This window comes from Tessaracoccus zhenghani, assembly GCF_054552775.1.
This window is the reverse complement of the sequence record NZ_CM137275.1, coordinates 3,136,635-3,162,406: the sequence shown is the minus strand read 5'-3', so window position 1 is coordinate 3,162,406 and position 25,772 is coordinate 3,136,635. Positions and strand designations below refer to the sequence as shown.

The following is a 25,772-nucleotide window of genomic DNA, read 5'->3' as shown; positions in this document are numbered from 1 at the left end:
GGTCGGGGACCAGGCTATCGGCGGCGCCGGCAGCTGGCCAGCTCAACACCAGCGGGATCGCAGAAGGCCCCGCCCGGGCGAACCGGGCGGGGCCTTGCAGCGACTGATGTCAGATCAGGCGTCCTGGTCTTCGCGCTTGTCGACGACGAGGGTTTCCGTGGTGAGCAGCAGCGACGCGATGGACGCGGCGTTGGCCAGCGCGGAACGCGTGACCTTGACCGGGTCGATCACGCCGTTGGCAACGAGATCCTGGTACTCGCCGATCTTGGCGTTGTAGCCGTGACCGACCTCCATCTCGGCAACCTTGGAGGTGATGACGTAGCCGGCTTCGCCACCGTTCTCAGCGATCCAGCGCAGCGGCTCGGCGAGCGACTTGGCCACGACGTTCACGCCGGCGAGCTCGTCGCCTTCGAGGCCGAGGCCGTCAGCGAGCACCGCGCCGGCGTGGATGAGGGCGGAGCCGCCACCGGCGACGATGCCCTCCTCGATGGCCGCACGGGTGGCCGAGACGGCGTCCTCGATGCGGTGCTTCTTCTCCTTGAGCTCCACCTCGGTGGCGGCGCCGACCTGGATCACGCACACGCCACCGGCGAGCTTGGCGACCCGCTCCTGCAGCTTCTCGCGGTCCCAGTCGGAATCCGTGCGCTCGATCTCGGCGCGCAGCTGGGCCACGCGGCCGTCGACCTCGGAGGATTCGCCAGCGCCATCGACGATGGTGGTGGCGTCCTTGGTGACGACGATGCGGCGGGCGCGGCCGAGCACCTCGAGGCCAACCTGGTCGAGCTTGAGGCCGACCTCGGGCGCGACGACCTGGCCACCGGTGAGGATGGCGATGTCTTCGAGCATGGCCTTGCGGCGGTCACCGAAGGCCGGGGCCTTGACGGCCACGGAGGTGAAGGTGCCGCGGATCTTGTTGACCACGAGGGTCGAGAGCGCTTCGCCGTCGACGTCCTCAGCCACGATGAACAGCGTGCCCTTGGCGGCGATGACCTTCTCCAGCAGCGGGAGCAGCTCGTTCATCGACGAGATCTTGCCGCTGTTGATCAGGATGTACGGATCATCCAGCACGGCTTCCATGCGGTCCGTGTCAGTGACCATGTACGGCGACAGGTAGCCCTTGTCGAACTGCATGCCCTCGGTGAACTCCAGCTCGGTGCCGAAGGTCTGCGACTCGTCGACGGTGATGACGCCGTCCTTGCCGACCTTGTCGAACGCCTCGGCGATGAGCTCGCCGATCTGCTCGTCACGCGAGGAGATGGTGGCGACCGACGCCATGTCGGCGGTGGTGTCGACCACGCGGGCGTTCTCACGCAGGCGCTCGACGACGGCCTCAACGGCCTTGTCGATGCCGCGCTTGAGGCCGACGGGGTTGATGCCGGCGGTCACGGCGCGCAGGCCGGCGTGGACCATGGCCTGGGCGAGCACGGTGGCGGTGGTGGTGCCGTCACCTGCGACGTCGTTGGTCTTGGTGGCGACCTCCTTGGCCAGCTGGGCGCCGAGATCCTCGTAAGGATCGTCGAGCTCGACCTCCTTGGCGACGGTGACGCCGTCGTTGGTGATGGTCGGGGCGCCCCACTTCTGGTCCAGGACGACGTAGCGGCCCTTGGGGCCGAGCGTCACCTTGACGGTGTCGGCGAGGGCGTCAACGCCACGCTCGAGAGCGCGGCGGGCTTCCTCGTTGAAAGCGAGAATCTTTGCCATGGGTGAAATCAGCCCTTACTTGGAGACGACGGCGAGGATGTCCCGCGCGTTGAGCAGGAGGTATTCGTTGCCGTCGTACTTGACCTCGGTGCCGCCGTACTTCGAGAAGATGACGACGTCGCCCTCAGCGACATCGAGGGGGATGCGGTTGCCCTTGTCGTCGATGCGGCCGGGGCCGGTGGCGATGACCTTGCCCTCCTGGGGCTTTTCCTTGGCGGTGTCGGGGATGAAGAGGCCCGACTGGGTCTGCTGGGTGGCCTCGAGGGGCTGGATCAGAATGCGGTCCTCGAGAGGCTTGATCGTGGTTGCCACGTCAAACACCTTCCTTTGTGTCTTCCGGCCGAAACCGGCTGAGATGTCTTCTTCTGTTGGACCCGGGCGTCGTCGCGGTGCCGCCTAGGCAGTTAGCACCCGAGGGTGTCGAGTGCCAGTCCCCAAACTATCGCGGCTTTAGCACTCAATCAAGCCGAGTGCCAGGTTTTGTGGTTGCGCTGTGCCCCGTGAGCCCTGATCCCCGGGTTACCGCAGATTTGAACACTGTTAAGCTCCTTTCTGAACAGTGTTCAAACGCGAAGGAGCGAACCCGTGGATCTGTACTCCCTTACCGACAAGGCGATCGCCGACGGCACCATCTCCCCCGACGAGGCCCTGGCCGTCCTGCAGCTTCCGGACGCCCGCACCTATGAGCTCGTCGCCGCGGCCGGGCGTGTGCGCCGCCATTTCCACGGTGTTGCCACGAAGGTCAACTACCTCGTCAACCTCAAGTCGGGTAAGTGCCCCGAGGACTGCTTCTACTGCTCGCAGCGCCTCGGCTCCGACGCCGAGATCCTCCGCTACACCTGGCTCACCCACGAGGACGCGCTGGCCGCGGCGAAGGCCGGCATCCAGGCCGGGGCCGGCCGCGTGTGCCTGGTCGCCTCAGGCCGCGGCCCGTCGAACCGCGACGTGGACCGCGTGTCCAAGATCGTCGAAGACCTCAAGGACGAGAACCCCGACGTCGAGGTGTGCGCCTGCCTGGGCATCCTCAAGGACGGGCAGGCGGAGAAGCTCGCCGCCGTCGGGACGGACGCCTACAACCACAACCTCAACACCGCCGAGTCCCACTACGACAACATCTGCAGCACCCACGACTTCGACGACCGCAAGCAGACCGTCCAGCACGCCCGCGAGCACGGCCTCTCCGCCTGCTCCGGCCTCATCGCCGGCATGGGTGAGACCGACGAGCAGCTCGTCGAGGTGACGTTCCAACTCAAGGAGATCGGCGCGGATTCCGTGCCGGTGAACTTCCTCATGCCGTTCGACGGCACCCCGCTGCAGGGCCACCACGAGCTCACCCCGCACCAGTGCCTGCGCATCCTCGCCATGATCCGCTTCGTGCACGGGGCGGCCGACGTGCGCGTCTCCGCCGGGCGCGAGCAGCACCTGCGCTCGCTCCAGCCGCTCAGCATGGAGATCTGCAACTCGCTGTTCCTCGGCGACTACCTCACCTCCGAGGGCCAGGCCGGCAAGGCCGACCTCCAGATGCTCGCCGACGGCGGCTACACCGTCCACGGCTCCGAGGAGCGGCTCGCGGCAGCCCTCCCCCAGACGTCGGTACGTCGTCGGGGCGCCGGAACCCAGGTCGCTGCCAACGCCTGAGCAACCGTGCACTCCGAGTGCTCGCTACCATCGGGCGCATGACAACCGTCCGAACGATCCCGCAGGTGGACCGGAAAGCACGCTTCGCGGTCAACGCCATGTTCTTCACCAACGGCGCGATCGTGGCCAATGTGCTGCCCCGCTACCCCGAGATCAAGGCGGCGTTGGGCCTGGGCAACACTGTCTACGGCTTCGCGGTGGCCGCCATGCCGGTGGGCGCCATCGTGGCGGGGTTGACGGCTGCCTGGTTCATCCGACGCTTCACCTCCGCCCGCGTGGCGACCTACGGCACCATGCTCGCGAGCCTCTTCGTGCTGGCGGCCGGGGTGTCGCCGTCGCTGGCGCTGTTCGCCGGGGCCCTGTTCGCCGTCGGCGCCGCTGACGCCATCATCGACGTGGCCCAGAACGCGCACGGGCTGCGCGTGCAGCGGCGCTACGGCTCGTCGATCATCAACTCGTTCCACGCCTTCTGGTCCATGGGTGCCGTGGCGGGCGGGCTGATGGCCGCGGCCGCGATCGCGCTGCGGCTCCCGCTCGCGGTGCACCTGAGCATCTCCGCGGTGCTCTTCACCGTCGTCGCCGTCGTGGCGCAGCGCAACGCCCTGCCCGGTCACGACGGTGACGAGCGCGCCGTCGCCGACCCCCACGAGGTCGCCGACAAGGGCCGACGCGGCATCAGCCCGCGCATCATCGCGCTGCTGGGCGCCCTTTCGCTGATCTCGATCTCCGGCAGCGTCGTGGAGGATCTCGGCAACTCGTGGGCCACCCTCTACCTCCAGACGCTGGGCGCCCCGGCCGCTCTCGCCGCCTTCGGTTTCGTGTCATTGGTGGGTGCCCAGTTCGTGGGCCGGATCCTGGGCGACCGCATGGTCGACCACTGGGGTGAGCGCGCCGTCGCCCGCTTCGGAGGTTTGCTGATCGCCGTGGGCATGGGCCTCGCCCTCGCCTGGCCGAGCGTGCCCGGCACGGTGCTGGGCTTCGCCGCGGCCGGCTTCGGCTGCGCCACGTTCGTGCCCGCCGCCATGCACGCCGGAGACAACCTGCCGGGCCTCCGCGCGGGCACCGGGCTCACGATCGTCTCGTGGCTGCTGCGCGTGGGCTTCCTGGTGTCGCCGCCCATCGTGGGCGCGGTGGCGGACAACGTCTCGCTGCGGATGGGTCTCCTGATCGTCCCGGTGGCAGGCATCTTCGTGGTGTTCCTGTCAGCGGTGCTGCAGGGGCGCAGACTCGCGCGCTGAGCCCGGGGCTACCTGCGGGCCGTGATGGTGTACGTCAACGGCACCAGGAACCGCTGGTGTTCGGGCAGTTCATACGAGCCACCGTCCGCGGTCAACGTCATCTGCGGCAACGCGTCCCAGGGGAGGGTCTGTCCCTCGTCCATCCCCGTGATGGTCAGCCCGGCCCCGATGAGGGCGCTGACGATCTCCGAGAGGGAATGCGGCCAGTCATAGGTGCGCACGTTGGTGAGCTTGTCGTCGCTGCCGTAAGTCTCCTCGTCGTCCCACACCTCGGAGGTGCCGTCGGCCATGCCGCGGTACCGGACGACGAGTTCGCCGTCGGTGCGTTCGTCGTCCAGGGAGAACATGACGGGGTGCCCGTCGCGGATGTAGAACGTGCCGCCGGGCCGCAGGAGCTTGGCGATGCCGGCCGCCCAGGCATCGAGGTCGCGGAACCAGGTCACGGTGCCGATGGAGGTGTAGATGACGTCGAAGCTGCCCGGCACGTTGTCGCCGGCGTGCTGCACATCGGTCTCGACGAAGGTGCCCGGAGTGCCGGAGGCGGCGAAGAGCCGACGCGCCGCCTCGAGGCTGGCCGGTGAGAAATCTGCGCCCGTGACGCGCGCGCCCAGCCGGGCCAGCGACAGGGTGTCCGTGCCGATGTGGCACTGGAGGTGCAGCAGGTCGAGGCCTTCGAGCGGTCTGGCGGCCAGCGGGTCACGGCCGAGGGCCCGGGCCAGGGGTGCCCGGTCGTCGGCCACCACGCTGGAGATCTGCTCAGGGTCTTCGGCGTAGCGAGACACCTCGTAGGACCCCGCCTCGTGGAGCGTGGCCCGCTCGTCCCAGTTCGCACGGTTGGCCTCGCGGACGTCGTCGTCCGTCACCTGCTGGTCACCGAGTTTGCCCATGGCGGTGAGCTTAGGCGCTCAACGGGCGCCGCGCGACACCTTCCAGCCGACGCTGTGCCCACCGTCGTAGGGGATGACACCGTGGAACTGGGGCCCGTCGTCGAAGACGAGCGGGAGGAAATGGCGGTCGCCGTCCCACATGGGCAGCTCCATCATGGTGGCCACGTCATGCCAGCCCAGGTCACCCTCGACGTTGCTGTCCGGGATGCTTCCGGTGAAACCGGTGATGAGGAACACGAAGCCGAACACGTCGCGGCCGTTGAAGCCCGGCCACGCCACCGTGCCGCGCAGTTCCATCTCCGTGACCTCGATGTTGGCCTCTTCCCGCAACTCGCGGCGCATCGCCTCTGCGACGTCCTCGCCGCGCTCCACCTTGCCGCCCAGGCCGTTGTACTTGCCCAGTTGCTCGTCGTGCGACCTGGCCACCCGGTGGCAGAGCAGCACCTGCGTGCGATCGGGCGAGGTGACGTAGCCGAGCGTGGTCAACTCTGGGGCGAAGGGCATGGCTAGGTTCTCCTACAGACCAACGCGCGGGTGCCCTCGCTCGTGCGCGAGAGGATGAGGGTCGCCTGATTGGGCCCCTTCGGCTTCAGCTGTTTCCGCAGCACCGCCGGGTCCACTTCAATGCCGCGCTTCTTGATCTCCAGCGTGCCCACGGCGTGGTCACGAACCCAGGCACGCAGCCGCTTGAGGTCGTAGTCGAGCACTTGAACCACCTCGAAACACGTGGCGAACGGCGACTCCACAGCTTGGTCAGAAGACAGGTACGCGAGGTGCGGATCGAGCAGCCAGAGGTCGAGGGCAGGTTCGATGGCGTCCATCAGCCCGGCACGGATCACCGCGCCGTCGGGCTCGATGAGGTACCGGCCGACGGGCCGCACCCGCAGGTCACGCCGGGCCTGTGGGCCCAGTTCATGCACGTCCCGCGACGTCAGCACCACCGCACGCGGTTCCCTCGGGAAGCCATTCCACAGCGATGCCTCCACGACGTCACTGCGGTGGCTCACGAAACAGGGCTGCACGTCGCCCGGGATCAGTTCCTTGGGCACTCCCGGGCCGAGCTTCACGCAGGCGAACCGCTCCCCCGCCAGGTGCGCGAGCACGAAGTCCCACGACGGCGTGAAATCGGCGACATTCCAGGTTCGGCCCCGCGCGGTTCGCCGGGCAGGGTCGAGGAACACGGCGGCCCCCGCAGGCACGTCGACGTCCTCAGCGGCTGCGACGATGACCTCGCCGCCGCCCACCAGATCGAGGTTGTGCCGGGCCACGGCCGCTGTCTCGGGGTCCAGTTCCACGGCGACGACGCGCAGACCCGCGGCCGCGAACGCCATCGCGTCCGCGCCAATTCCGCAGCCCAGGTCCCACACCTCCGTGACGCCCGCTGCCACGAAGCGCTCGGCCCTCCAGCGCGCAACTGGTTCGCGGGAGGCCTGCTCCAGCCCGGTCGGAGTGAACAACATCTCCGACGCCCGGGAGAACTTCGACACGCCCTTACGCCGCAGCGCCGCCTGGGTGAGCGCCCAGGCGACCTCGTCGGCCGTGAAACGAGCACGAAGCCGCTCCCCCGCCTTCAGCGACGAGGGATCGGCTTCGTGCATCGCCGCGTCGAGTGCGGCCGTGCGCGTCACTTCTCGAAGTCGAGTTCCCGGGCGTCGAACTCCACGATCTCGTCGCCGAGTTCCTTCAGCAACGCGTGGCGGGCGGCGCGACGCTCGCGCTGTTCGATGGGGTCCGGAACGGGCGCGGCGGCGAGGAGTCGCTTGGTGTACTCCTCCCGCGGGTTCAGCAGCACCTGCTCGCGGCTCCCGGCCTCGACGATCTTGCCGTACTGCATCACGACGACGCGGTGCGCCAGCGAGTCGATGACGGCGAGGTCGTGCGAGATGAACAGACACGCGAAGCCGAATTCCTTCTGCAGCGTGGTGAACATCGCCAGCACCGAGGCCTGCACCGACACGTCCAGCGCCGAGGTGGGCTCGTCCGCGATCAGGAGGTCCGGGTTCAGGGCCAGGGCGCGGGCGATCGACACGCGTTGGCGCTGACCGCCGGAGAGCTCGTGCGGGTAGCGGTTGAACGCGGAGCGCGGCAGCTGGACGGCCTCGAGCAGCTCGTGCACGCGGTTCTCGCGCGACTTGCGGTCGCCCACCTTGTGCACCTCGAGCGGCTCGGAGATCACATCGCCGACGGGGAACCGGGGATTGAGGGAAGCGGCCGGGTCCTGGAAGATGACGCCGATCCGCTTACGGAGCCGGCGCAGTTCCTTGCCGTGCAGGGAGAGGAGGTCCTCGCCCAGCACCTGCACCTCGCCCGAATGGGACGGGATGAGCCCCAGCAGCGCCCGGCCGATCGTCGACTTACCAGAGCCGGATTCGCCCACCAGCCCGACGATCTCGCCGCGGCGCACGTCGAACGACACGTCGTCGACGGCGCGGAACGGCTTCTTGCCCGCGCGGTGGTACTCGACGACGAGGTTGCGCACGTCGAGGGCCGCCTCAGCCTCCTCCGCGACCGGGTTGGGCGCCTCGCCGAACTGGCCGGGGCCGTCGCCCAGGTGCGGCACGGCGGCCAGCAGCTTCTTGGTGTACGGGTGTTGCGGGTTGAGGAGCACCTGCTCGACGGGGCCCCGCTCCACGATGTTGCCCTTGAACATCACGGCCACGTTGTCGGCCATGTCCGCCACGACGCCCATGTTGTGCGTGATCAGCAGGATGCCGGTGTTGAGCTTGTCCTTCAGCGAGCGCAGCAGGTCGAGGATCTCGGCCTGCACCGTCACGTCGAGGGCTGTGGTGGGTTCGTCGGCGACGATGACCTCGGGGTCACAGGCCAGCGCCATGGCGATCACGACGCGCTGGCGCATACCGCCTGAGAGTTCATGGGGGAACTGGTTCACGCGCCGCTCGGCGCCGGGGATGCCGACGGCCTTGAGCAGGTCGATGGCCCGGTTCCACGCCTGGCGCCCGTAGGCGACACCGTGCACCTCCATCGACTCGATGAGCTGGTCACCGATCTTGATGACGGGGTTGAGCGCCGTCATGGGCTCCTGGAACACCATCGCGACGCTCTTGCCGCGCACCTTGCGCAGCTCGCGGGGGCTGAGGTGGTTGATGGTCTTGTCGCCGACGCGGGTCTCCCCCTGGATGCGGGCGGTCTTCGGCAGCAGGCCGAGCGCAGTCGTGGCGGAGACGGACTTGCCGGAGCCGGACTCGCCGACCAGCGCCATCACTTCGCCGGGCTCCACCGAGAGGGTGAGGCCCTTGACGGCGTGGACGGTGCCGAACTCGGTGCGGAACCGCACGTCGAGTTCGTCGAACTTCAGCACCGGATTCTCGCCGGTGAACCGCGGGCCGGTGTACTGGTTGTCAGTTGTCGTCATGATCAGTCCATCTGCTGGCGGGGATCGAAGGCATCGCGCAGGCCGTCACCGATGAAGTTGACGCACAGCGCGATGATGAGGATGAAGATGCCGGGCCACCAGAACAGCCACGGCCGGGTGGTCAGGGCATTCTGGAACTCGCTGACCAGCAGACCGAGCGAGGTGTTGGGCGCCTTGACGCCGAACCCGAGGAACGACAGCGCCGTCTCCAGCAGGATCGCCGACGAGATGAGCAGGGTTGCGTTGACGACGATGGTGCCCAGCGCGTTGGGGAGGATGTGGCGCACGATGATGCGCGGCGCAGACGTGCCGACGGCGCGGGCGGCCGCCACGAACTCGCGCTCGCGCAGCGACAGCACCTCACCGCGCACCAGGCGCGCGAGGCCGGTCCAGGAGACCAGTCCCAGCACCAGTGCCAGCAGGGGGATGCTCGATCCGGCCATCCGGCCCAGCACTGCGGCGAGCACCAGGGTGGGGATGATGATGAACAGGTCGGTGACGCGCATGAGCAGGCTTTCGGCGATGCCGCGGTAGTAGCCGGCGATGGCGCCGATGCTGGTGCCGATGAAGGTGGCCAGCAGGCCCACCATGAAGGCGATGAACAGCGACTGCTGGGCGCCCTTCATGACCAGAGCGAAGTAGTCCTTGCCGATGGTGTTCTGCCCGAACGGGTGCTCACCGATCTGGAAGGGCCACAACTGCAGTGTCGGCTGCCCGCTGTTGACCGGCGGGTAGGCGTTGATGAAGTCCTTGTCCCACCATCCGGGCAGGGGTCCCACGCCGATGGACGTGAACGCCAACAGGATGAGGAGGATCAGGACGGTCAGGGCGACCATGGCGCCCTTGTGCCGGAAGAAGCGCCTGCGGACCAGCTGGCCCTGCGAGTACGACTTCGTGTTGCTGGTTTCGACGTCGTCCTCGATGGAGAAGGCGTCGCCCTCAATTTGCAGAGGGGTGCGGTTCGGATCCTGAGTCATGATTCGTCAATCTCCTTAGCGCGCGATCCGCGGGTCGAGGAAGGCATAGGCAATGTCCGCCAGCATGTTCATCAGCACGGCTGCCGTGCCGGTGACCAGGAAGAAGGCCATGACGGGTGCCGGGTCAACCTGGTTGAGACCGACGTTGAACAACTGGCCCATACCCTGCCAGCCGAACACCGTCTCGGTGATGACCGCGCCGCCGATCAGGCCGGCGAAGTCGAACGCGACGATCGTGGCGAGCGGGATCAGCGAGTTGCGGAACGCGTGGCGGGTGATCACCTTGCGCTCCGAGATGCCCTTGGAACGGGCGGTGCGGATGTAGTCCTGGTTGAGCACGTCCAGCATCGACGCGCGGGTGTACCGGGTGTAGGCCGCGATCGAGATCAGCGTCAGCACCACCGTCGGCAGCGCGATGTGCGTCAGAGAGTCGATGGCGTGGTTCCAGAACGTCGAATCGTAGTTGGGGGTCTCCGAGCCGATGGTGGGCACGGGCCGCGGGATCTCCTTGAGGTACTTTGACCAGTTGCTCAGCAACAGGTCTCCGGCCGCCACCAGCGTGGCGATCAGGGACCAGATGAAGGAGGAGATCATCGCCTGCTTGCGGGAGAAGCCTCCCCAGAACCAGCCGCTGATCAGTGCGATGGCCACAGCACCGAGGAAGCACAGCGCCAACAGCAGCCAGGAGGGGTTGGTCATGAGGGTGCCGCGCATCAGCGCGTAGCCGATGATGCCCGCCACTGCGGTGGTGGCCACGGCGTTGCGGACGTTCTTGTTCGCGAAACCGGAGGTCATGCCCACGATCAGGGCGGCCAGCGCCAGCGCGACGATGGCGAAGATGGGCAGGCCGATCGAGGGCCGGCGAAACCAGGTGACGGCGTCGAAGTAGAACAGTGCGCCCGCGAAGACGACGAAGGCGACAGCGAAGTTAATGAGCCGACGCTTCCATTCACCGCCGATGGCGGCCATCAGAACAAATGCCAGTAACGCCGCGATGATCACTATTGACTGTGGACTGAAGCTGGCCTCTTTTATCCAGTTGTTGAACTCGATTGCGGCGTAATGCTTGAGCAGCACGGCGAACCAGAAGACCGGCAGGGAGAAGAACACAAAGGCCATGAAGGTGACGGCGTAGTCGAAGCCCGAGTACTGCCGGATGGCGGTCACGATACCCAGCGTCACACCGATGATGATGGCGAGGATGGTGGCGAAGACGACGAGGCGCAGCGTCGAGCCTGCCGCCGTGACGACCATGGCATTGACCGACTGGCCCTTGCGGTCCAGCCCGAGGTCGCACTGGCCCACGAGACACTTGGACGCTCCCGAAAGCCAGTCCCAGTAGCGCTCGTACCAGGGCTGGTCCAACCCCATGTAGTTGATGCGCTGCGCGATGAGGTTTGCGCGGTTGGGGGCGTTGGATTCACGTAGGTCTTCGAGCGGGTCGCCGGAGTTGATCGTCAACACGAACAGCAACAGCGAGCCGAGCAGCAGAACGAGGACGGAGATCCCCAAGCGCTTGGCGATGTATCTGATCACAGGTATGCGTTCCTTACAGGTTTTTCGAGCTGAACTCGCGCTTGTCCAACTCTGGCGCTGGCTGAGTCTACGCCACATGGAATGGTTGGCAACGAAAGGGGGGCAGGTGACTCGGGAAGTCACCTGCCCCCTATTCGGTTTCAGCGGCTAGGCACTGACCTCAGGAGGTCAGCTGTTCAGCCACTGCGGCGCGTTCCAGGAAACCTGGTCCTGCGTCGAGGTAGCGCGAACGTTCTGCAGCCCTGCGTCGTAGGCAGCGATGCCGGGGTGGGCGTACAGCGGGATGCCGTACAGCGTGTCCCAGAGAGCCGTCTCGATCTTCTCGATGGCAGCGAGCTGCTCTTCGCGGTCCAGCGTCTTGGTCAGCTCGGCCCATGCGGCGTCGACGTCCTCGTTGCTGTACTCGCCGTAGTTCTGGCCCTTGCCCGTGGCGTAGATGTTCTCGCCCGAGGTGATCTGGCCGGAACCGGCCCACGCGAACAGAGCGACTTCGTAGTCACCGTTGGGCAGCGCGACGTCGAAGAAGTCAGCCGCGTTGGTGTCGATGATGTTGAAGCCGGCCTGGTCACAGGAGGCCTTGATGGCGGCGACGGTGTCGGTACGGCGCTGGTTACCGGCGCGGTAGCCGATCCGCACGTCCACCGGAGCGGTGACGCCGGAAGCCGCCAGGAGTTCCTTGGACTTCTCGATGTCGACGGTGTCGTACTCGCCACCGTAGGCAGCGTCAACGACACCCTGGTACTCGTCCTGGAAGGGGAAGACCTCGCGGGCGTTCATGAGAACGGTGTCGGGGCTGATCGGCTTGATCAGCTGGTCGACGATCTGCTGACGCGGGACGCAGTAGGCGAAGGCCTGGCGCAGCTCGAGACCACCGTTGGCATCAGCGAAGGCGCTGGTGTCGCGGAAGTTGAAGTCGAGGTGCTCCCACGTCAGGGAGGAGAACTTGTCCACCTTGACGGCGTCGCCGATGGCGTCGAGCTGGCCGACGAGATCGACGGTGCCCTGGGGCTGGATGACCTGAACGTCACCGTTCTGCAGCGACTGCACCTGCTGGGCGTCGTCGATGAAGCGGAAGATGAGGTTCTTCGTGGCGGCGGGGGTACCGAAGTACTCTTCGTTCGCCTCGAGCGTCAGCGACTGACCAGCGGTCCAGCCGCCTTCCTTCAGCTTGTACGGGCCGGAGGAGGGGACGTCAGCCAGGTCTGCCGGGAGTTCGCCCGGGTTGTACATCCAGCCGGTGTTCCAGAACTCAGCGGCCTTCTTCACCGTCTCGGCATCGCGGTCGAGCACGGCCTGGGCCAGTGCCTCGGGCGTGAGGCCGGACTTCTCAGCGATGACGTGCGCCGGCAGCGCCGAGCCCACGGTCAGCTTGTAGTCGGGGTAGGGGTTGGTGTACTTGACCGTGAAGGTCTTCGAACCGACCTCGCCCTGCGGGCCCTCCGGCACGTACTGGGCGAAGGAGCTGGAGACGTGCTCGAACACGACCGGAGCCTCGGGGTTCTCGCCGCTGGCGTAGCCGGGGACGAGGAACTCGGGGTTCTGGGCTGCCCAGTCCATCAGGTAGTCGTTGATGGTGACCGGGGTGCCGTCAGACCACACCGCGTCATCGTTGATCGTGTACTCGATCTCCAGCGGATCCTCGGACAGCACCTCGTACGAGCCGAAGTCCTTGTTGTCACAGATGGTGCCATCGGTGCCGAAGTAGATGAAGCTCGAGAACATGTGTGCGGCAACGGCCGAGTTGTACGTCGAGTACGTCTTGTAGGTGATGGAGTTGTAACCGCTCCAGTCGCCGGGGCCTGCGGTGTAGCGGACCTCGCCGTCCTGGGTTTCGGTGATGCCGACGTCCTGCAGGCAGGCCGCGGGGTTCTCACCCTCGGACGCCGAGGGGTCCGTGGACGCCGAGGGATCGGCGCTGGCGGTGTCTTCAGTACCGGGGCTTTCCGAACCCGTGGCCGCGGTGGTTTCGCCGGCCGGCGGGGTTTCGGTCTCGTCGGGGCTGGTGCAAGCGCTCAGCAGCAGCGCGCCGCTGAGCATCACTGCCAGCGAGGCGGATGTTCGCCTGAACTTCATTGATTCTCCTTGTCGTAGGACGACACTCGTGGGCCCCACGCAGTGGGCCCAACTTAGTGTTGGCGACCTTATCGACAATTAAGTGCGTCGTGGAAGAATCACAGGTTCTTTGACACCAGATCGTTACCTTGTTGTGTCTTTGACCCCGCCGTGCTACCGCGGCCCTATTTGAACGAGCACATCCGATTCTCAGACGGAGATGGTCCCGACGGGGAGGCCGGAGTGGGCCGAGATGTCCAGCCCGGACGGTGCGATGCCCGCCCGGATGACCTCGCTGGCCACGGCCGCGATCATCGCGCCGTTGTCGGTGCAGAGGGCCGGCCTGGGCCGACGCAGTTCGATGCCGACGGCGTTGGCGCGCTCCTCGAGCAGCGTGCGCAGGCGCGAGTTGGCCGCCACTCCCCCGCCCAGCAGGATGGTGTCCACGCCGTACTCCTGCGCCGCGGCGACCGCCTTGGCCGTGAGCACGTCGCACACCGCCTCCTGGAACGAGGCGGCGACGTCTGCGACGGGGATCTCCCCACCGTCGAGGCGCCGCTGCTCCACCCAGCGGGCGACCGCTGTCTTGAGGCCGGAGAACGAGAAGTCGTAGCGGTGCTTCTCGAGGTCGTGCCGCGCCGTGAGGCCGCGCGGGAAGCGGATGGCCGTGGGGTCACCCTCCTGCGCGAGTTTGTCGATGACAGGGCCGCCCGGATAGGACAGCCCGAGGATGCGGGCCACCTTGTCGTAGGCCTCACCGGCCGCGTCGTCGATGGTGGCGCCGATCTCCGTGATCTTCGTGGCGATGTCCTCGACATGCAGCAGCGACGTGTGGCCGCCGGAGACCAGCAGCGCGACGGCGGGCGTGGGCAGCTGTCCGTGGTCCAACAGGTCGACGGCGACGTGGCCGACGAGGTGGTTGACGCCGTAGAGCGGCTTGCCGAGGTAGGCGGCGAGCGCCTTGGCGGACGCCAGCCCGACGACCAGGGCGCCCATCAGGCCCGGGCCTGCGGTGACGGCGATGGCGTCGACGTCGGCGAGCTTGATCCCCGCCTTCTCGGCGGCGCGCTCGATGGTGGGGATCAGCGCCGACAGGTGCGCGCGGCTCGCGACCTCGGGGACGACGCCGCCGAAGCGGACGTGCAGGTCCACCGAGCTGGCGACCTCGTTGGCCAGCAGCGTGCGGCCGCGGACGATGCCGACGCCGGTCTCGTCACAGGACGACTCGAGGCCCAGCACCAGCGGGCCCTGAGCGTCGTCGAGGGGTTCAGTCATCGAGTGCCTCCATGTCCCACATGCCGACGGAATCCGCGTCGACGCCTTCCAGTTGCCGCTCCAGGACGAGCGCGTCGCGGTCCGGCGCGTAGTATCCGCGGCGGACGGCCACCTGCCGGAACCCGTAGCCGCGGTACAGGGCGATGGCCGGCACGTTGGTGTGGTCGACCTCCAGCAGCATGCGGCTGGCGCCCTGGGCGATGGCCCACTGCAGGCCGGCGACGAGCATGACGCGGGCGAAGCCGAGCCGCCGCTCTTCCGGTGCCACCACGATGCGGTGCAGATCGACCACCTCGTCCACGTGCTGGAAACAGGCGACCCCGATGACGTTGCCCGCCGTCTTCCGGGCGATCAGCACGAGCCGTCCGAGGCCGACGAGTTCGTCGTGCCAGGACCGTTCGGACCAGACGCGTCGCTCGAAGTGGTCTTCGAGCCCAAGGATGGCGGGGAGGTCGTCGAGCGTGGCGATGTCGACGTTCATCGGCGCGCTCGCAGGCGCGGAAGCGCAGACTTGGGCTTGCCCGGCACCGTCGCGTCGGCCGGGCGCAGGTAGTAGGGCTCGTCCCCGGCAGGGGCAAGGGTGGCCCAGCGCGCCGCGAGGACGGCCGGGTCCAGCGCCTGCGGGCCCTGGATGTCGAGGAACTCGTGGTACTCCACGGGGACCGCGCCCGCCACCGGCAGTGCGGGAAGTTCCGTGGGGGCGCACACCTGGGGGTCCCCGATGCGGGTGCCGTCCGCGTCGTAGGTGGCCCAGTACAACTCCTTGCGCCGGGCGTCGGCGGCGACGATGAAGCCTCCCCCGAGGCGGCCGTCAACGGCCGGCGAGCGGTCCGCGGTTTCAACCCACTGACGTGCGACGACATCGAGCGAACACACCCCGTGCACCGGCTTGTTGCCGGCCAGGGCCAGGGTCCAGGCGGTGGCGATGCCCACCCGGAGCCCCGTGAAGGGCCCGGGACCCATCCCGACGGCGAACTCGTCCACTTCGGTCAGCGCGATGCCGGCCTGCGCACAGACCTCCAGCACCGACGGCATGAGGGCCTCGGCATGGGCACGGGTGTCGTCGACGATCACCCTCGCGACGGGTTCACCGTCGCGGGCGATGCCCACGGCCACCACGTGGCTCGTGTCGATTCCCACGGTCCAGGTCATAGCTGCTCCCTGAGCGGTTCCAGGGCCCCGGCCCAGCGCGGGCCGATGCCGGTGAGGTGAACGGTGCGCTGGTCCGAGGTGAGACCGCGCTCGATGTCGATCTCGAGGCGGGAATCGGCCAGCCATTCGGCCAGGCCCGAGCCCCATTCGACGATGGTGACGGCCTCGGAGAGCGACGCGTCGAGGTCGATGTCGGCGAGCTCCGCGGAACCCCCCAGCCGGTACGCATCGACATGCACCAGGGCCGGGCCCTCACCTGGATGCGGATGGACGCGCGAGATCACGAAAGTGGGAGAGATGATCGGGCCGGTGACGCCCAGGCCCTCTCCGATGCCCTGCGTGAGCGTCGTCTTGCCGGCGCCGAGGTCGCCCGTGGCGACGATGACGTCGCCCTTGCGCAGCAGCCCCGCAAGCCTGCGGCCGAGCCAGCGCATGTCTTCTGCTGTGGGCACGTCGATGATCACGGGCAGTTCCCGGCCCATCGTGTGGCCGTTGGGCACGCCCCCCAGCACCTCGAAGCCATGGTCCCGCCACCACTGGACGATCTCCGGGAACTCCTGGCGCGCCACGAGTTCGACGCGACGGGCGCCCAGATCGACGGCGAGCGTCAGGGCGCTCTGCACCAGCATGCGCGCCAGCCCCTTGCCGCCCCATGCGGGCAGCACGGAGACCCGGCGCAACGTCGCCACGTCGCCGTCGAGCTCGATGAGCAGGCCGGCGACAAGGTGACCCTCATTCACCAGCACGACGCCGGAGCCGACGGTGAGCGCATGCTCGATGTCGGCTACGGCGTCTGTGAGGGCCTCTGCGGGTGGGTCCACCGGGCGGCGGGCCGAGAATGCTGCGCGGATGACCTGCAGCAGTTCGGCGGCGTCGGCCGGTTCGGCCACCCGCACTTCGAGATCAGATGTCATAGCGGGGAAATAGTACGCCTCACCAACGGTTGCGGCTACGGCCTCCGCTGCGGTATCCACCGCGGCCACCGCCACGCGGGCCGTCGGGACGACGACGCGGCTGCTGCTTCGGTGCGATGAGCGCCAGGTAATCGGATTCCTGGATCGCCACACCGCTGACGGGGCGGGCGCCGGTGGCCTCGCGGAGTTCGGGCGAACCCGGCTCCACGGTGAGACCCTCGGCCTGCACGCCGGCCTGGCTCAGCAGACGCTGGGCCACCTTGCGCTGGTGGGGCAGCACGATCGTCGCGACGACGCCCTCGTTACCGGCGCGGGCGGTACGCCCGGCGCGGTGGAGGTAGTCCTTCGAGTCGTGCGGCGGATCCACCTGCAGCACGAGCGACACATCGTCGACGTGGATGCCACGGGCCGCGACATCGGTGGCGACCAGGACCGGCACGAGGCCTTCCCGGAACGCCGCCAGGATGCGGGCGCGGGCGCCCTGGGTGAGACCGCCGTGCAGCGAGCCGGCCATGACACCCGCGTCGCGGAGCTGGGCGGCGATACGGTCCGTGCCCATCTGGGTACGGGCGAACAGCACGGTGCGGCCGTCACGGTTGGCGATCTCCGCGGTGACCTGGTTCTTGTGGTGCGGGCGAACCAGCATGGGGCGGTGCACCATGGTGCTGACCGACGCCTTCTCGGAGTCCACCTCGTGGGTGACCGGGTTGGACAGGTACTTGCGCACCAGCGAACCGACGGCGTTGTCCAGGGTGGCGGAGAACAGCAGACGCTGGCCGCCTTCCGGGGTGGCGTCGAGGATGGTGCGGACCTCGGTGAGGAAGCCCATGTCCGCCATGTGGTCTGCCTCGTCGAGGACGGTGACCTGGACCTGGCTGAGGTCTGCGGCGCCCTGCTCGATGAGGTCGATGAGGCGGCCGGGGGTGGCCACGACGACGTCGACGCCGCGGGCGAAGGCCTTCAGCTGCGGCGCGTAGCTCATGCCACCGGTGATCAGCGTGAGGTCGATGCCGACCTTGGAGGCCAGGGGCGACAGGACGTCGGCGATCTGCAGCGCGAGTTCACGCGTGGGCGTCAGGATGATGGCGCGCGGGGAACCGACGGGGGTACCGGCGGCGAGGCGGCTCAGCATCGGCAGGCCGAAGGCGAGCGTCTTGCCGGAGCCGGTACGGCCACGGCCGAGCACGTCGCGGCCCGCGATCGCGTCGGCGATGGTCGCCTGCTGGATCGGGAACGGCTCGGTGATGCCCTGCGCGGCCAGCACGCGGACGAGCTGCTCGTGCACACCCAACTCGAGGAAGCCGGACGAGATCTCGCCCTGCACACCCTCGGCCGTGGTGGCCTCCCAGCTCATCTGATCCGCCTCGGCCTCGAACTCTTCAAGGCTGGGGCGCTCCGGACGGTCGAAACCGTTGCGGCGATCGCGGTCGAACGGACGGCGACGATCCTCGTGACCGCGCGGCTCGTGCGTGTGGCGCTGCTCGAACGGCTTGCGGGCCGGACGCTCGCCCCACGAGTCGCTGCGGCGCTCGCGGCGCTCGGGGCCGGCACCGTTGCGGTCGTCACGGTCGAAGCGGGGGCGACGGTCGTCGCGGTCGAACCGGTCATTGCGGCCGCGGTCGTCGCGATCGTCACGACGGGGACGGTCATCGCGCTGGAACGACGGACGGCGATCGTCGCGCTCGAAGCGGGGGCGACGGTCGTCACGGTCAAAGCGGGGGCCGCGGTCGTCACGGTCGTCGCGACGGGGACGGTCATCGCGCTGGAATGAGGGACGGCGATCGTCGCGCTCAGAACCACGGTCGTCCCGACGACGGTCGTCGCGCTCGAAACGGGGGCGACTGTCGTCACGGTCATCGCGACGGGGACGGTCGCCCCAGTTGCCGGCGGGACGCGAGGTGGCGGGACGGGTGTCGCGACGGGTCTCGTCGATGCCCTGGCTCTCGTGGTTCTCGGAACCCGGTTCGCGGTCTGCGAACTGGAGCGCGCGGCGCTGCTTGCGGTTCAGAGGTGCGGAATCATCGCGACGGTCGGTGCGGCCGACGCCACGACGCTGAGGATTGAGGCCCTTGGTGGCGCGCTTGTCAGCGGACCACCGAGCCTTACGGTTCGGTGAAGTCATTGTGTTGTTGCCCTTCGAGGGGTATGCGCTCAGGGAATAGGTCCACCTGAGACTGGACTGCCCGCTCAAATAGGAAATTTGACGCTTGGGCGTCAAGTTGGCGCGATTGGGCGCCGCATCGGGCCTGTCGAGCTTACACCAGATTGACCGCATCCCCAATTTGAGGGGTCTGTGGCCCCGCTTTCCGCACCCGCCGGCAGCGGGCATCACCCTCAGCCGACGAGGTGGCCGCCGCGCACCGACATGCGGATGGCTTTGGTGTAATGCCCCATCAATTCGGCACAGACCTTCTCCCACGTGCGCCCCAACACAGACTCGCGGGCGGCCGCGCCGAACGCCTGGCGCTTCGCATCGTCACCGATCAGGTCCACGACGTGGCCGCGCATTGCCTCCAGATCGCCGGGGCGGTACAGCCATCCGGTGCGCGACTGGTCCACCAGGTCGATGGGGCCGCCGCGGTGCGGTGCGACGATGGGCAGGCCGGAGGACTTGGCCTCCTGGATGGCCTGGCAGAACGTCTCGAGGTCTCCGGTGTGGACGAACAGGTCCAGGCTGGCCAACGCGGTGGGCAGGTCCTCGCCCGTCAGCAGGCCGGTGAACACGGCGTTGGGCAGCGTCGCCTCGAGCTGGCCGCGCAGCGGGCCGTCACCGATGATCACGAGGCGGGTGTTGGGTACGGCCGCGACAGCCGCCAGGTCCTCCACGCGCTTCTCCGAGGCCAACCGCCCCATGAAACCGATGAGCCGCTCCCCGTTGGGGGCGTAGCGCGCGCGGAAGGCCTCGCTGCGCTTGGACGGGTCGAAACGCACGGAATCCACGCCCCTGCCCCAGACGCCCACGCGGGGAACGCCCTGCTCGATCAGCTGGTCGCGCGCGAAGGTGGACGGAGCGAAGTTCAGCGAGGCCAGTGAGTGCGCCTGACGCAGGTGGTGCCAGAAGACGGGCTCCAGCGACGGCACGCCGTAGCGGGCAGCGTAGGTGGGGATCTCCGTCTGATAGATGCCCACCATGGGGATGCCCAGCTTGGCGGCCACCGAGGCCGCCTTGTAGCCGACGATGAACGGCGCGGCCAGGTGCACCACGTCAGGGCGGAAGTTGGTGAGGATGCGCTCGATGTTGAAGCTGGTGGTGGTCACCACGCGCACCACGTCGTAGCCCGGCAGGCCGATCGAATTGACCGGCACGATGGGGAAGCCCAGGTAGTCCTTGGGGGTCCTGCCACCGTCGGACGGAGCGATGACCATCGCCTCGTGACCGTGGGCCTTGAGGTGTTCGAGCACGCGGAGCACGGAGTTGGTCACCCCGTTGACATTGGGAAGAAAAGATTCTGCGACGATCGCGACTCTCACAGTTCCACAATACTCACGAGGGTGAACCACACCCGGTAGCCGGGGGAACACGAGGTGAACGGTTCATGAAGCCCACCGTCGTCATGCGCCCGGAGTGACCTCGCTGCCGTCCTCGGCGTGCTCGTGGTAGCTGTCCTGCTCCTCGGTGAACTGCTTGACGGGCGCGAGGATCTCGATGGTCTGCCCGTCGTCGAACGTGAGGGTGCAGGTGAGCTCCTCCGAGCCGGCCGGGAGTTCGCGGGTGAGACCCATCAGCATGATGTGCGGACCGCCGGGCGCCAGATGCCAGTGCTTGCCGGCGGGCACGGTCATGCCGCCCTCGGCCTTGACCATCACCATCTTCCCGTCCTGGTCCTCCATGACGTGGAGCTCGGTCTGCTGGGCGACATCGCCGCAATTGGCCTCTACCAGCACCCTGTCCTCGTTCGACGGGTTGGTCAGGTTGACGAAGACGGCGGTCATGTCCGGACGCTCGGCACCGTCGGTGGTGCGGGCCCAGGGGTCTGCGGCGAGGATGCCCGGGGTGGCGGGCTGCGCCGACGTGCAGCCGGCGACGAGGAGGGCGGAAACGGCAAGAGCGAGGGGACGCAGCGTCATGGCCGCCAGCCTACACAGGCAATACCCCGTGGGGTACTCGTCTCGCGGGCGATACGGTGCCGAAGACACGTACACTGAGCGCCATGTCCAAGGTCAGCCGTCGAGGCGTGTTCGGTTACGCCGGCGCCGCCGGCATCGCCGGCGCTGCCGGAGTCGTCGCCGGGCGCGCCACCGCCCCGCACTCCCCGGACCCGGGAACCGACGGCGGCGTCGTCGGACAGACCTACTCCCCCTACGGCGCGCAGCAGGCCGGCATCTTCACGCCGAAGACCCAGGTGAGCGAGTTGGTCGCCTTCGACCTGCTCCCCCAGACCGACAAGGCTGCGCTCGGCCGGCTGCTGCGGGCCTGGACGGGCGATGTGGTGGCGCTCACCGAGGGCCGCCCCGCCGCGGGCGACTTCGCTCCCGACATGGCCCAACCCGGCGTCTCACTGACCGCGCTGGTGGGCCTCGGCCCCCGCGTCTTCGAACTGGACGGCTTGCAGGCGAAGCGCCCGGCCGGGTTCCAGGAGATCCCGCCCATGCAGCACGATGCGCTCGACCAGCGCTGGACGGGCGGTGACCTCCTCGTCTGGGTGTCCGCCGACGACGCCACCAGCGTCGCCCACGCCGTGCGCCGGTTCGTGACCGACGCCGCCCCGTTCACCACCCGACGATGGGCCCAGCGCGGCTCCTGGCGCTCCGTCGACGCCACGGGTGCCGCGGTCACCGGGCGCAACCTGTTCGGCCAGGTGGACGGCTCGGCGAACCCCACGGGCGACTCCCTCAGCGCCGCCGTCGTCTCCACCGACGAGTGGCTCACCGGCGGCACCCAACTGGTGGTGCGGCGCATCGAGATGGACCTGGTGGGGTGGGACGAAGCCGTGCGGGACCGGCAGGAGGCGTCGGTGGGTCGACGGCTCGACACGGGCGCGCCCCTCACCGGCGGCGGGGAACGCGACGACGTCGACCTCGGGGCCACGCAGGACGGGGCGCCGGTCATCGCGCTCGACGCCCACTCCCGGCGGAGCCACCCGTCGCAGAACAACGGCCGCAGGATGCTGCGGCGGGGCCTCAACTACACCCACGACGACTGGGTCGACGGCACGCCGGTCGAGACGTCGGGCCTGATCTTCTGCGCCTTCCAGGCGGACATCGCCGACCAGTTCATCCCCGTGCAGCGGATGCTGGATCAGGGCGACGCGCTCAACGAGTGGACCACGGCCATCGGCTCGGCCGTGTTCGTGATCCCGCCGGGCTTCCAGGAGGGCGGCTGGATCGGCGAAGGACTTTTCACCGGGGAGTGATCGAGGCGATCACCTCGGGCAGCCGCCCGGCAAGCACGTCCGGCGGGTAGGGCCCGGGATGACCCCAGGCGGTCATCGCCTGGATGCTCGCCCCCAGCACACCGGCCTTCCACGCGGGCAGACCTGCCGCCAACAACGTGCCGCAGATACCCGCGAGCACGTCACCCGAACCCGCCTGCGCCGTCCAACTCGGCCCGGGGACCGCGATCGTCACGCGCCCGGACGGTTCAGCGACGTACTGCGTGGCCCCCTTGAGGAGGACGGCCGCCCCCGTGCTGCGGGCCACCTCCCGCGCGCAACTGACGGGCTCGTTCTCCACGTGCGACCGCGAGCAACCGAGCATCCGGGACAACTCACCGGCGTGCGGCGTCAACAGCCAGCCGTCGAGCCGGCCCTGGGGCAGTGCGTACAGGGCGTTGGCGTCCACGACGGCGGGCAGGCCGTGCAGTTTGGCGTTGGCGACGCGTCCTTCGGCGCCGTCGGTGTCGCCCCAACCTGACCCCAGCACCATGGCCTGGGCCCTGCCCTCGCCCATCACCACGCTCGGGAACCGGGTGAGGACCAGGCCGGAGTGCACGCGGCCCGTGTAGCGCACCATGCCGGCGCCGGCGTTGACAGCTCCGGCGATGCTGAGGAGGGCAGCTCCCTGGTAATGCTCGGACCCGGTGTCCACCATCACGACGCCGCGCGAGTATTTGTCGGAGGTGGCATCCGGCACCGGCCACCAGAGGGCCACGTCGGCCTCCTCGGCCTGGCGCACCTCCTCGACGCCCGCGCCCTTCAACGCGCCCCGCTGCCCGTCCCTCGGGGCGCCCTCAGGGAGCGCGACCCCGATGTCCGCGACGTGTACCTCGCCACAGCGCGACGCCGCTGGCTGCTGCACGTGGCAGGCCTTCAGCGCGGCGAAGGTGATGGTGTGTTCGGCGCGGAAGCTGTTGTGTGGGTGCCCGGAGTCGGCGTCGAGCCCGCTGGGGAGGTCCACGGAGAGCACGGGGACGGCGGCGGCGTCGCACGCCTCCGCGAAGGTCGCCGTCGTGGTGGGCAGGTCCGGACGCGAGCCGAGGCCCGTCACCGCGTCGATCACGAGGGCCGCATCAGCCAGTCCGGCGGCGGCGCCCACGGCGTCGACCACGTGGCAGCCCGCCCCACGGGCGGCGGCCAGGCCTGCTTCATGGCATTTCCCCATGGCCGGCCACACGGTGACGGGCCGGTGGTCCGCCAGGTGGGCGGCTGCGAAGAGCCCGTCTCCCCCGTTGTTGCCGGGGCCCACGGCCACGAGGACCGGGCCGTTGGGCGCGATCGCCTCGGCGAGTTGAGCGACGGCCAGGGCCGCCCTCCCCATGAGGTCGACGTCGGGTTCGGCGTCGAAGACCCGCTGCTCCGCGTCGCGCATCTGTTGCGCGCTGATGACCTGCTTCATGCCTCACACACCACCATGGTCGTTGCGAAGCCACCGTCGTGGCTGATGGACAAATGGATGCGCCTCACACCCAGCGCCTCGATCCGGGCCGCGACCGAGCCGGTCGTCACGAACGACGGGACGCCCTCGTCGGAGCGGACCACCTCGCAGTCGAGCCACCGCATGCCGCCCGGCGACCCGAGCGCCTTGGCCAGAGCCTCTTTGGCCGAGAACCGCGCTGCCTGGGATTCGACGGAGAGCTTGCGCTCGCCGTCGGTGAGGAGGCGCTCGCCCAGTTTGGGCCGTTCATCGAGCATCCGCTTGAAACGCTCGATGACCACTAGGTCCGTCCCGATGCCCACGATCATGGAAGCACCCTAACGCTGGTTGAGCCGGACGCGTCCGAGGCACGAGGGCCGTAGCCGTGACGGACCGGCCACCTACTCGACGGTGACCGACTTCGCCAGGTTGCGCGGCTGGTCGACGTCGTGGCCCTTCACCGTCGCCAACTCGCAGGCGAACAGCTGCAGCGGGACCACCGCGACAAGGGGCTGCAGCAGCGTGGACACCTTGGGCAGTTCGATGAAGTTCGACGCGACAGCGCGCGCCTCCTCGTCGTCGGCGTCGGCCAGGACGATCGTGCGGGCGCCGCGGGCACGCACCTCGGCGATGTTGGAGATGACCTTGTCGCGCAACTGGTCGCGGCCGCGGGGCGGGACGATCACGAACATCGGCAGGCCTTCGGAGACGAGCGCGATGGGGCCGTGCTTCAGCTCTCCGGCGGCGAACCCCTCGGCGTGGATGTAGGCCAGTTCCTTCAGCTTCAGCGCGCCCTCCAGCGCCACCGGGTAGCCGGCGTGCCGGCCGAGGAACAACACCGACGTGGCGTCGACGAGTTCGGCGGCGAGGTCCAGCACCGGCTGCTTGTTGTCCAGCACCTGCTGGATGGCGGCCGGCATCCGCTCGAGCTCTGCCAGCAGCGCGGCGATCTCGTCGCCGTACTTCATGCCGCGGACCTGGGCCAGGTACAGCCCGAGCAGGTAGCAGGCCACCAGTTGCGTGGTGAAGCCCTTGGTGGACGCGACGCCGATCTCCGGCCCCGCGTGGGTGTAGATCACGGCGTCGGATTCACGCGGGATGGTGGAGCCGTTGGTGTTGCAGATGGCCACCACCTTGGCGTGCTGTTCGCGGGCGTGGCGGATGGCCATCAGGGTGTCTGCGGTCTCGCCGGACTGGGAGATGGTGACCACCAGCGTCATGGGGTCGACGATGGGGTCGCGGTAGCGGAACTCGGAGGCCAGCTCCACCTCGCAGGGGATGCGGGTCCAGTGCTCGATGGCGTACTTGGCCACCAGGCCGGCGTAGAAGGAGGTGCCCGCGGCCACGATCACGATCTTGTTGATCCGGCGCAGGGTCTCGGGGCTGATCCGCAGTTCGTCGAGGACGAGCTCGCCGCGCTCGTTGAGGCGGCCGAGGAGCGTATCGGCGACCGCCTTGGGCTGCTCGAAGATCTCCTTGCGCATGAACCAGTCGAAGCCCTGCTTCTGCGCGGCCTCCAGGTCCCAGTCGACGTGGAAGTCCTTCGTCTCGGCGGGGCCGCCGTCGAACGTGGTGACGTTGACGCCCTCAGGCGTGATCTCCACGATCTGGTCCTGGCCGAGTTCGACGGCGTCACGGGTGTACGCGATGAACGCGGCCACGTCTGAGGCGAGGAAGTACTCGCCGTCGCCCCTGCCCACCACGAGCGGGGAGTTGCGGCGGGCCGCCACGATCCGGTCAGGGTCCTGCGCGTCGACGGCGACGAGGGTGAAGGCCCCTTCAAGCTTGGCCGCGACGGTGCGCATGGCCTCCACGAGGCTGGCCCCCCCGTGCACTTCCTTGTTCAGCAGGTGCGCGGCGACCTCGGAATCGGTCTCCGAGGTAAACGTGGCGCCGTTGAGTTCCGCGCGCAGCTTGTCGTGGTTCTCGATGATGCCGTTGTGCACGATGGCGATGCGCTCTGCGACGTGGGGGTGCGAGTTGGCATCGTTGGGCGCGCCGTGGGTGGCCCACCGCGTGTGGCCGATCGCGACGGCGCTGCGGGGCAGGGGGTCCTCATCGATGGCCGCTGCCAGGTTGGCGATCTTGCCGGCGCGCTTGCGCCAGGCGATCTGCCCGTCATGCGGCATGGCGATGCCGGCCGAGTCATAGCCGCGGTACTCGAGGCGGCGCAGACCGCTCAGTACAACGTCGAGTCCGTCACGGGTTCCGAGGTATCCAACGATTCCACACACGTC

22 protein-coding genes are annotated in these 25,772 nt (G+C 68.5%); 3 read left to right on the top strand and 19 right to left on the bottom strand.

The annotated features are described in order from the left end of the window. Positions 1–114: 114 nt before the first annotated feature. Together groL and groES are read right to left on the bottom strand one after the other, a co-directional pair. Positions 115–1,701 (bottom strand): chaperonin GroEL, encoded by a 1,587-nt coding sequence (gene groL / locus ACX1DX_RS14890; RefSeq protein ID WP_459397205.1) that lies wholly within the window; start codon positions 1,699–1,701, stop codon positions 115–117. A 15-nt stretch (positions 1,702–1,716) separates the two neighbouring features. Then, complete coding sequence (groES, locus tag ACX1DX_RS14885; protein WP_076059623.1) at positions 1,717–2,013, bottom strand: co-chaperone GroES; 297 nt, start codon at positions 2,011–2,013, stop codon at positions 1,717–1,719. A 273-nt stretch (positions 2,014–2,286) separates the two neighbouring features. Between groES and bioB the strand changes: the two genes are divergently transcribed. Next, a complete protein-coding gene (bioB, locus tag ACX1DX_RS14880; RefSeq protein WP_459397204.1) occupies positions 2,287–3,339 on the top strand; it encodes a biotin synthase BioB in 1,053 nt (350 codons plus the stop codon). Positions 3,340–3,377: 38 nt separating this feature from the next. Next, on the top strand, positions 3,378–4,577 hold the full coding sequence (locus tag ACX1DX_RS14875; protein ID WP_459397203.1) for an MFS transporter: 1,200 nt from the start codon (positions 3,378–3,380) through the stop codon (positions 4,575–4,577). Between the two features lie 8 nt (positions 4,578–4,585). Here the strand turns inward: ACX1DX_RS14875 and ACX1DX_RS14870 are convergent, their stop codons facing one another. From ACX1DX_RS14870 to ACX1DX_RS14805, 14 genes are all read right to left on the bottom strand, one after another. Next, entirely contained in the window at positions 4,586–5,464 is an 879-nt protein-coding gene (locus tag ACX1DX_RS14870; RefSeq protein ID WP_459397202.1) for a class I SAM-dependent methyltransferase, read from the bottom strand. An 18-nt stretch (positions 5,465–5,482) separates the two neighbouring features. Further along, positions 5,483–5,968: an NUDIX hydrolase gene (locus tag ACX1DX_RS14865; RefSeq protein ID WP_076059634.1), complete on the bottom strand. Its 486-nt coding sequence runs from the start codon at positions 5,966–5,968 to the stop codon at positions 5,483–5,485. 2 nt (positions 5,969–5,970) lie between these two features. Further along, positions 5,971–7,092 (bottom strand): class I SAM-dependent methyltransferase, encoded by a 1,122-nt coding sequence (locus tag ACX1DX_RS14860; protein WP_459397201.1) that lies wholly within the window; start codon positions 7,090–7,092, stop codon positions 5,971–5,973. Next, complete coding sequence (locus ACX1DX_RS14855; RefSeq protein ID WP_459397200.1) at positions 7,089–8,837, bottom strand: ABC transporter ATP-binding protein; 1,749 nt, start codon at positions 8,835–8,837, stop codon at positions 7,089–7,091. Before ACX1DX_RS14855 ends, ACX1DX_RS14860 begins: the two co-directional genes overlap by 4 nt. A gap of 2 nt (positions 8,838–8,839) precedes the next feature. Beyond that, positions 8,840–9,814 carry an ABC transporter permease gene (locus ACX1DX_RS14850; RefSeq protein WP_076059640.1) on the bottom strand — a complete coding sequence of 325 codons (975 nt, stop codon included), beginning with the start codon at positions 9,812–9,814 and terminating at the stop codon, positions 8,840–8,842. 15 nt (positions 9,815–9,829) lie between these two features. Next, complete coding sequence (locus ACX1DX_RS14845) at positions 9,830–11,350, bottom strand: ABC transporter permease (protein WP_076059642.1); 1,521 nt, start codon at positions 11,348–11,350, stop codon at positions 9,830–9,832. 168 nt (positions 11,351–11,518) lie between these two features. After that, complete coding sequence (locus tag ACX1DX_RS14840) at positions 11,519–13,423, bottom strand: ABC transporter family substrate-binding protein (protein WP_459397199.1); 1,905 nt, start codon at positions 13,421–13,423, stop codon at positions 11,519–11,521. A gap of 189 nt (positions 13,424–13,612) precedes the next feature. Then, positions 13,613–14,677, bottom strand: a complete 1,065-nt coding sequence (gene tsaD / locus ACX1DX_RS14835; protein WP_459397198.1) for a tRNA (adenosine(37)-N6)-threonylcarbamoyltransferase complex transferase subunit TsaD — start codon at positions 14,675–14,677, stop codon at positions 13,613–13,615. Further along, complete coding sequence (locus ACX1DX_RS14830; RefSeq protein WP_459397197.1) at positions 14,670–15,158, bottom strand: GNAT family N-acetyltransferase; 489 nt, start codon at positions 15,156–15,158, stop codon at positions 14,670–14,672. Before ACX1DX_RS14830 ends, tsaD begins: the two co-directional genes overlap by 8 nt. After that, positions 15,155–15,829, bottom strand: coding sequence for a tRNA (adenosine(37)-N6)-threonylcarbamoyltransferase complex dimerization subunit type 1 TsaB (tsaB, locus tag ACX1DX_RS14825; RefSeq protein WP_459397196.1), 675 nt, complete (start codon positions 15,827–15,829; stop codon positions 15,155–15,157). The genes ACX1DX_RS14830 and tsaB overlap by 4 nt, the downstream gene beginning before the upstream one ends. Further along, positions 15,826–16,743: a tRNA (adenosine(37)-N6)-threonylcarbamoyltransferase complex ATPase subunit type 1 TsaE gene (gene tsaE, locus ACX1DX_RS14820; RefSeq protein WP_459397195.1), complete on the bottom strand. Its 918-nt coding sequence runs from the start codon at positions 16,741–16,743 to the stop codon at positions 15,826–15,828. The genes tsaB and tsaE overlap by 4 nt, the downstream gene beginning before the upstream one ends. A gap of 19 nt (positions 16,744–16,762) precedes the next feature. Continuing rightward, positions 16,763–18,865: a DEAD/DEAH box helicase gene (locus tag ACX1DX_RS14815; RefSeq protein ID WP_459397194.1), complete on the bottom strand. Its 2,103-nt coding sequence runs from the start codon at positions 18,863–18,865 to the stop codon at positions 16,763–16,765. Positions 18,866–19,077: 212 nt separating this feature from the next. Continuing rightward, complete coding sequence (locus ACX1DX_RS14810; protein ID WP_459397193.1) at positions 19,078–20,214, bottom strand: glycosyltransferase family 4 protein; 1,137 nt, start codon at positions 20,212–20,214, stop codon at positions 19,078–19,080. Positions 20,215–20,295: 81 nt separating this feature from the next. Then, a complete protein-coding gene (locus ACX1DX_RS14805) occupies positions 20,296–20,811 on the bottom strand; it encodes a copper chaperone PCu(A)C (RefSeq protein WP_459397192.1) in 516 nt (171 codons plus the stop codon). Positions 20,812–20,894: 83 nt separating this feature from the next. Between ACX1DX_RS14805 and ACX1DX_RS14800 the strand changes: the two genes are divergently transcribed. Then, a complete protein-coding gene (locus ACX1DX_RS14800) occupies positions 20,895–22,097 on the top strand; it encodes a Dyp-type peroxidase (RefSeq protein WP_459397191.1) in 1,203 nt (400 codons plus the stop codon). Here ACX1DX_RS14800 and ACX1DX_RS14795 read toward each other — a convergent pair. The 3 genes from ACX1DX_RS14795 to glmS all read right to left on the bottom strand — a co-directional run bounded on the left by ACX1DX_RS14795 (position 22,084) and on the right by glmS (position 25,769). Then, entirely contained in the window at positions 22,084–23,517 is a 1,434-nt protein-coding gene (locus ACX1DX_RS14795) for an NAD(P)H-hydrate epimerase (protein ID WP_459397190.1), read from the bottom strand. The genes ACX1DX_RS14800 and ACX1DX_RS14795 overlap by 14 nt on opposite strands. Beyond that, complete coding sequence (locus tag ACX1DX_RS14790; RefSeq protein WP_076059669.1) at positions 23,514–23,864, bottom strand: holo-ACP synthase; 351 nt, start codon at positions 23,862–23,864, stop codon at positions 23,514–23,516. Before ACX1DX_RS14790 ends, ACX1DX_RS14795 begins: the two co-directional genes overlap by 4 nt. 72 nt (positions 23,865–23,936) lie before the next feature. After that, entirely contained in the window at positions 23,937–25,769 is a 1,833-nt protein-coding gene (gene glmS, locus ACX1DX_RS14785) for a glutamine--fructose-6-phosphate transaminase (isomerizing) (RefSeq protein WP_459397189.1), read from the bottom strand. Between the last annotated feature and the right edge of the window lie 3 nt (positions 25,770–25,772).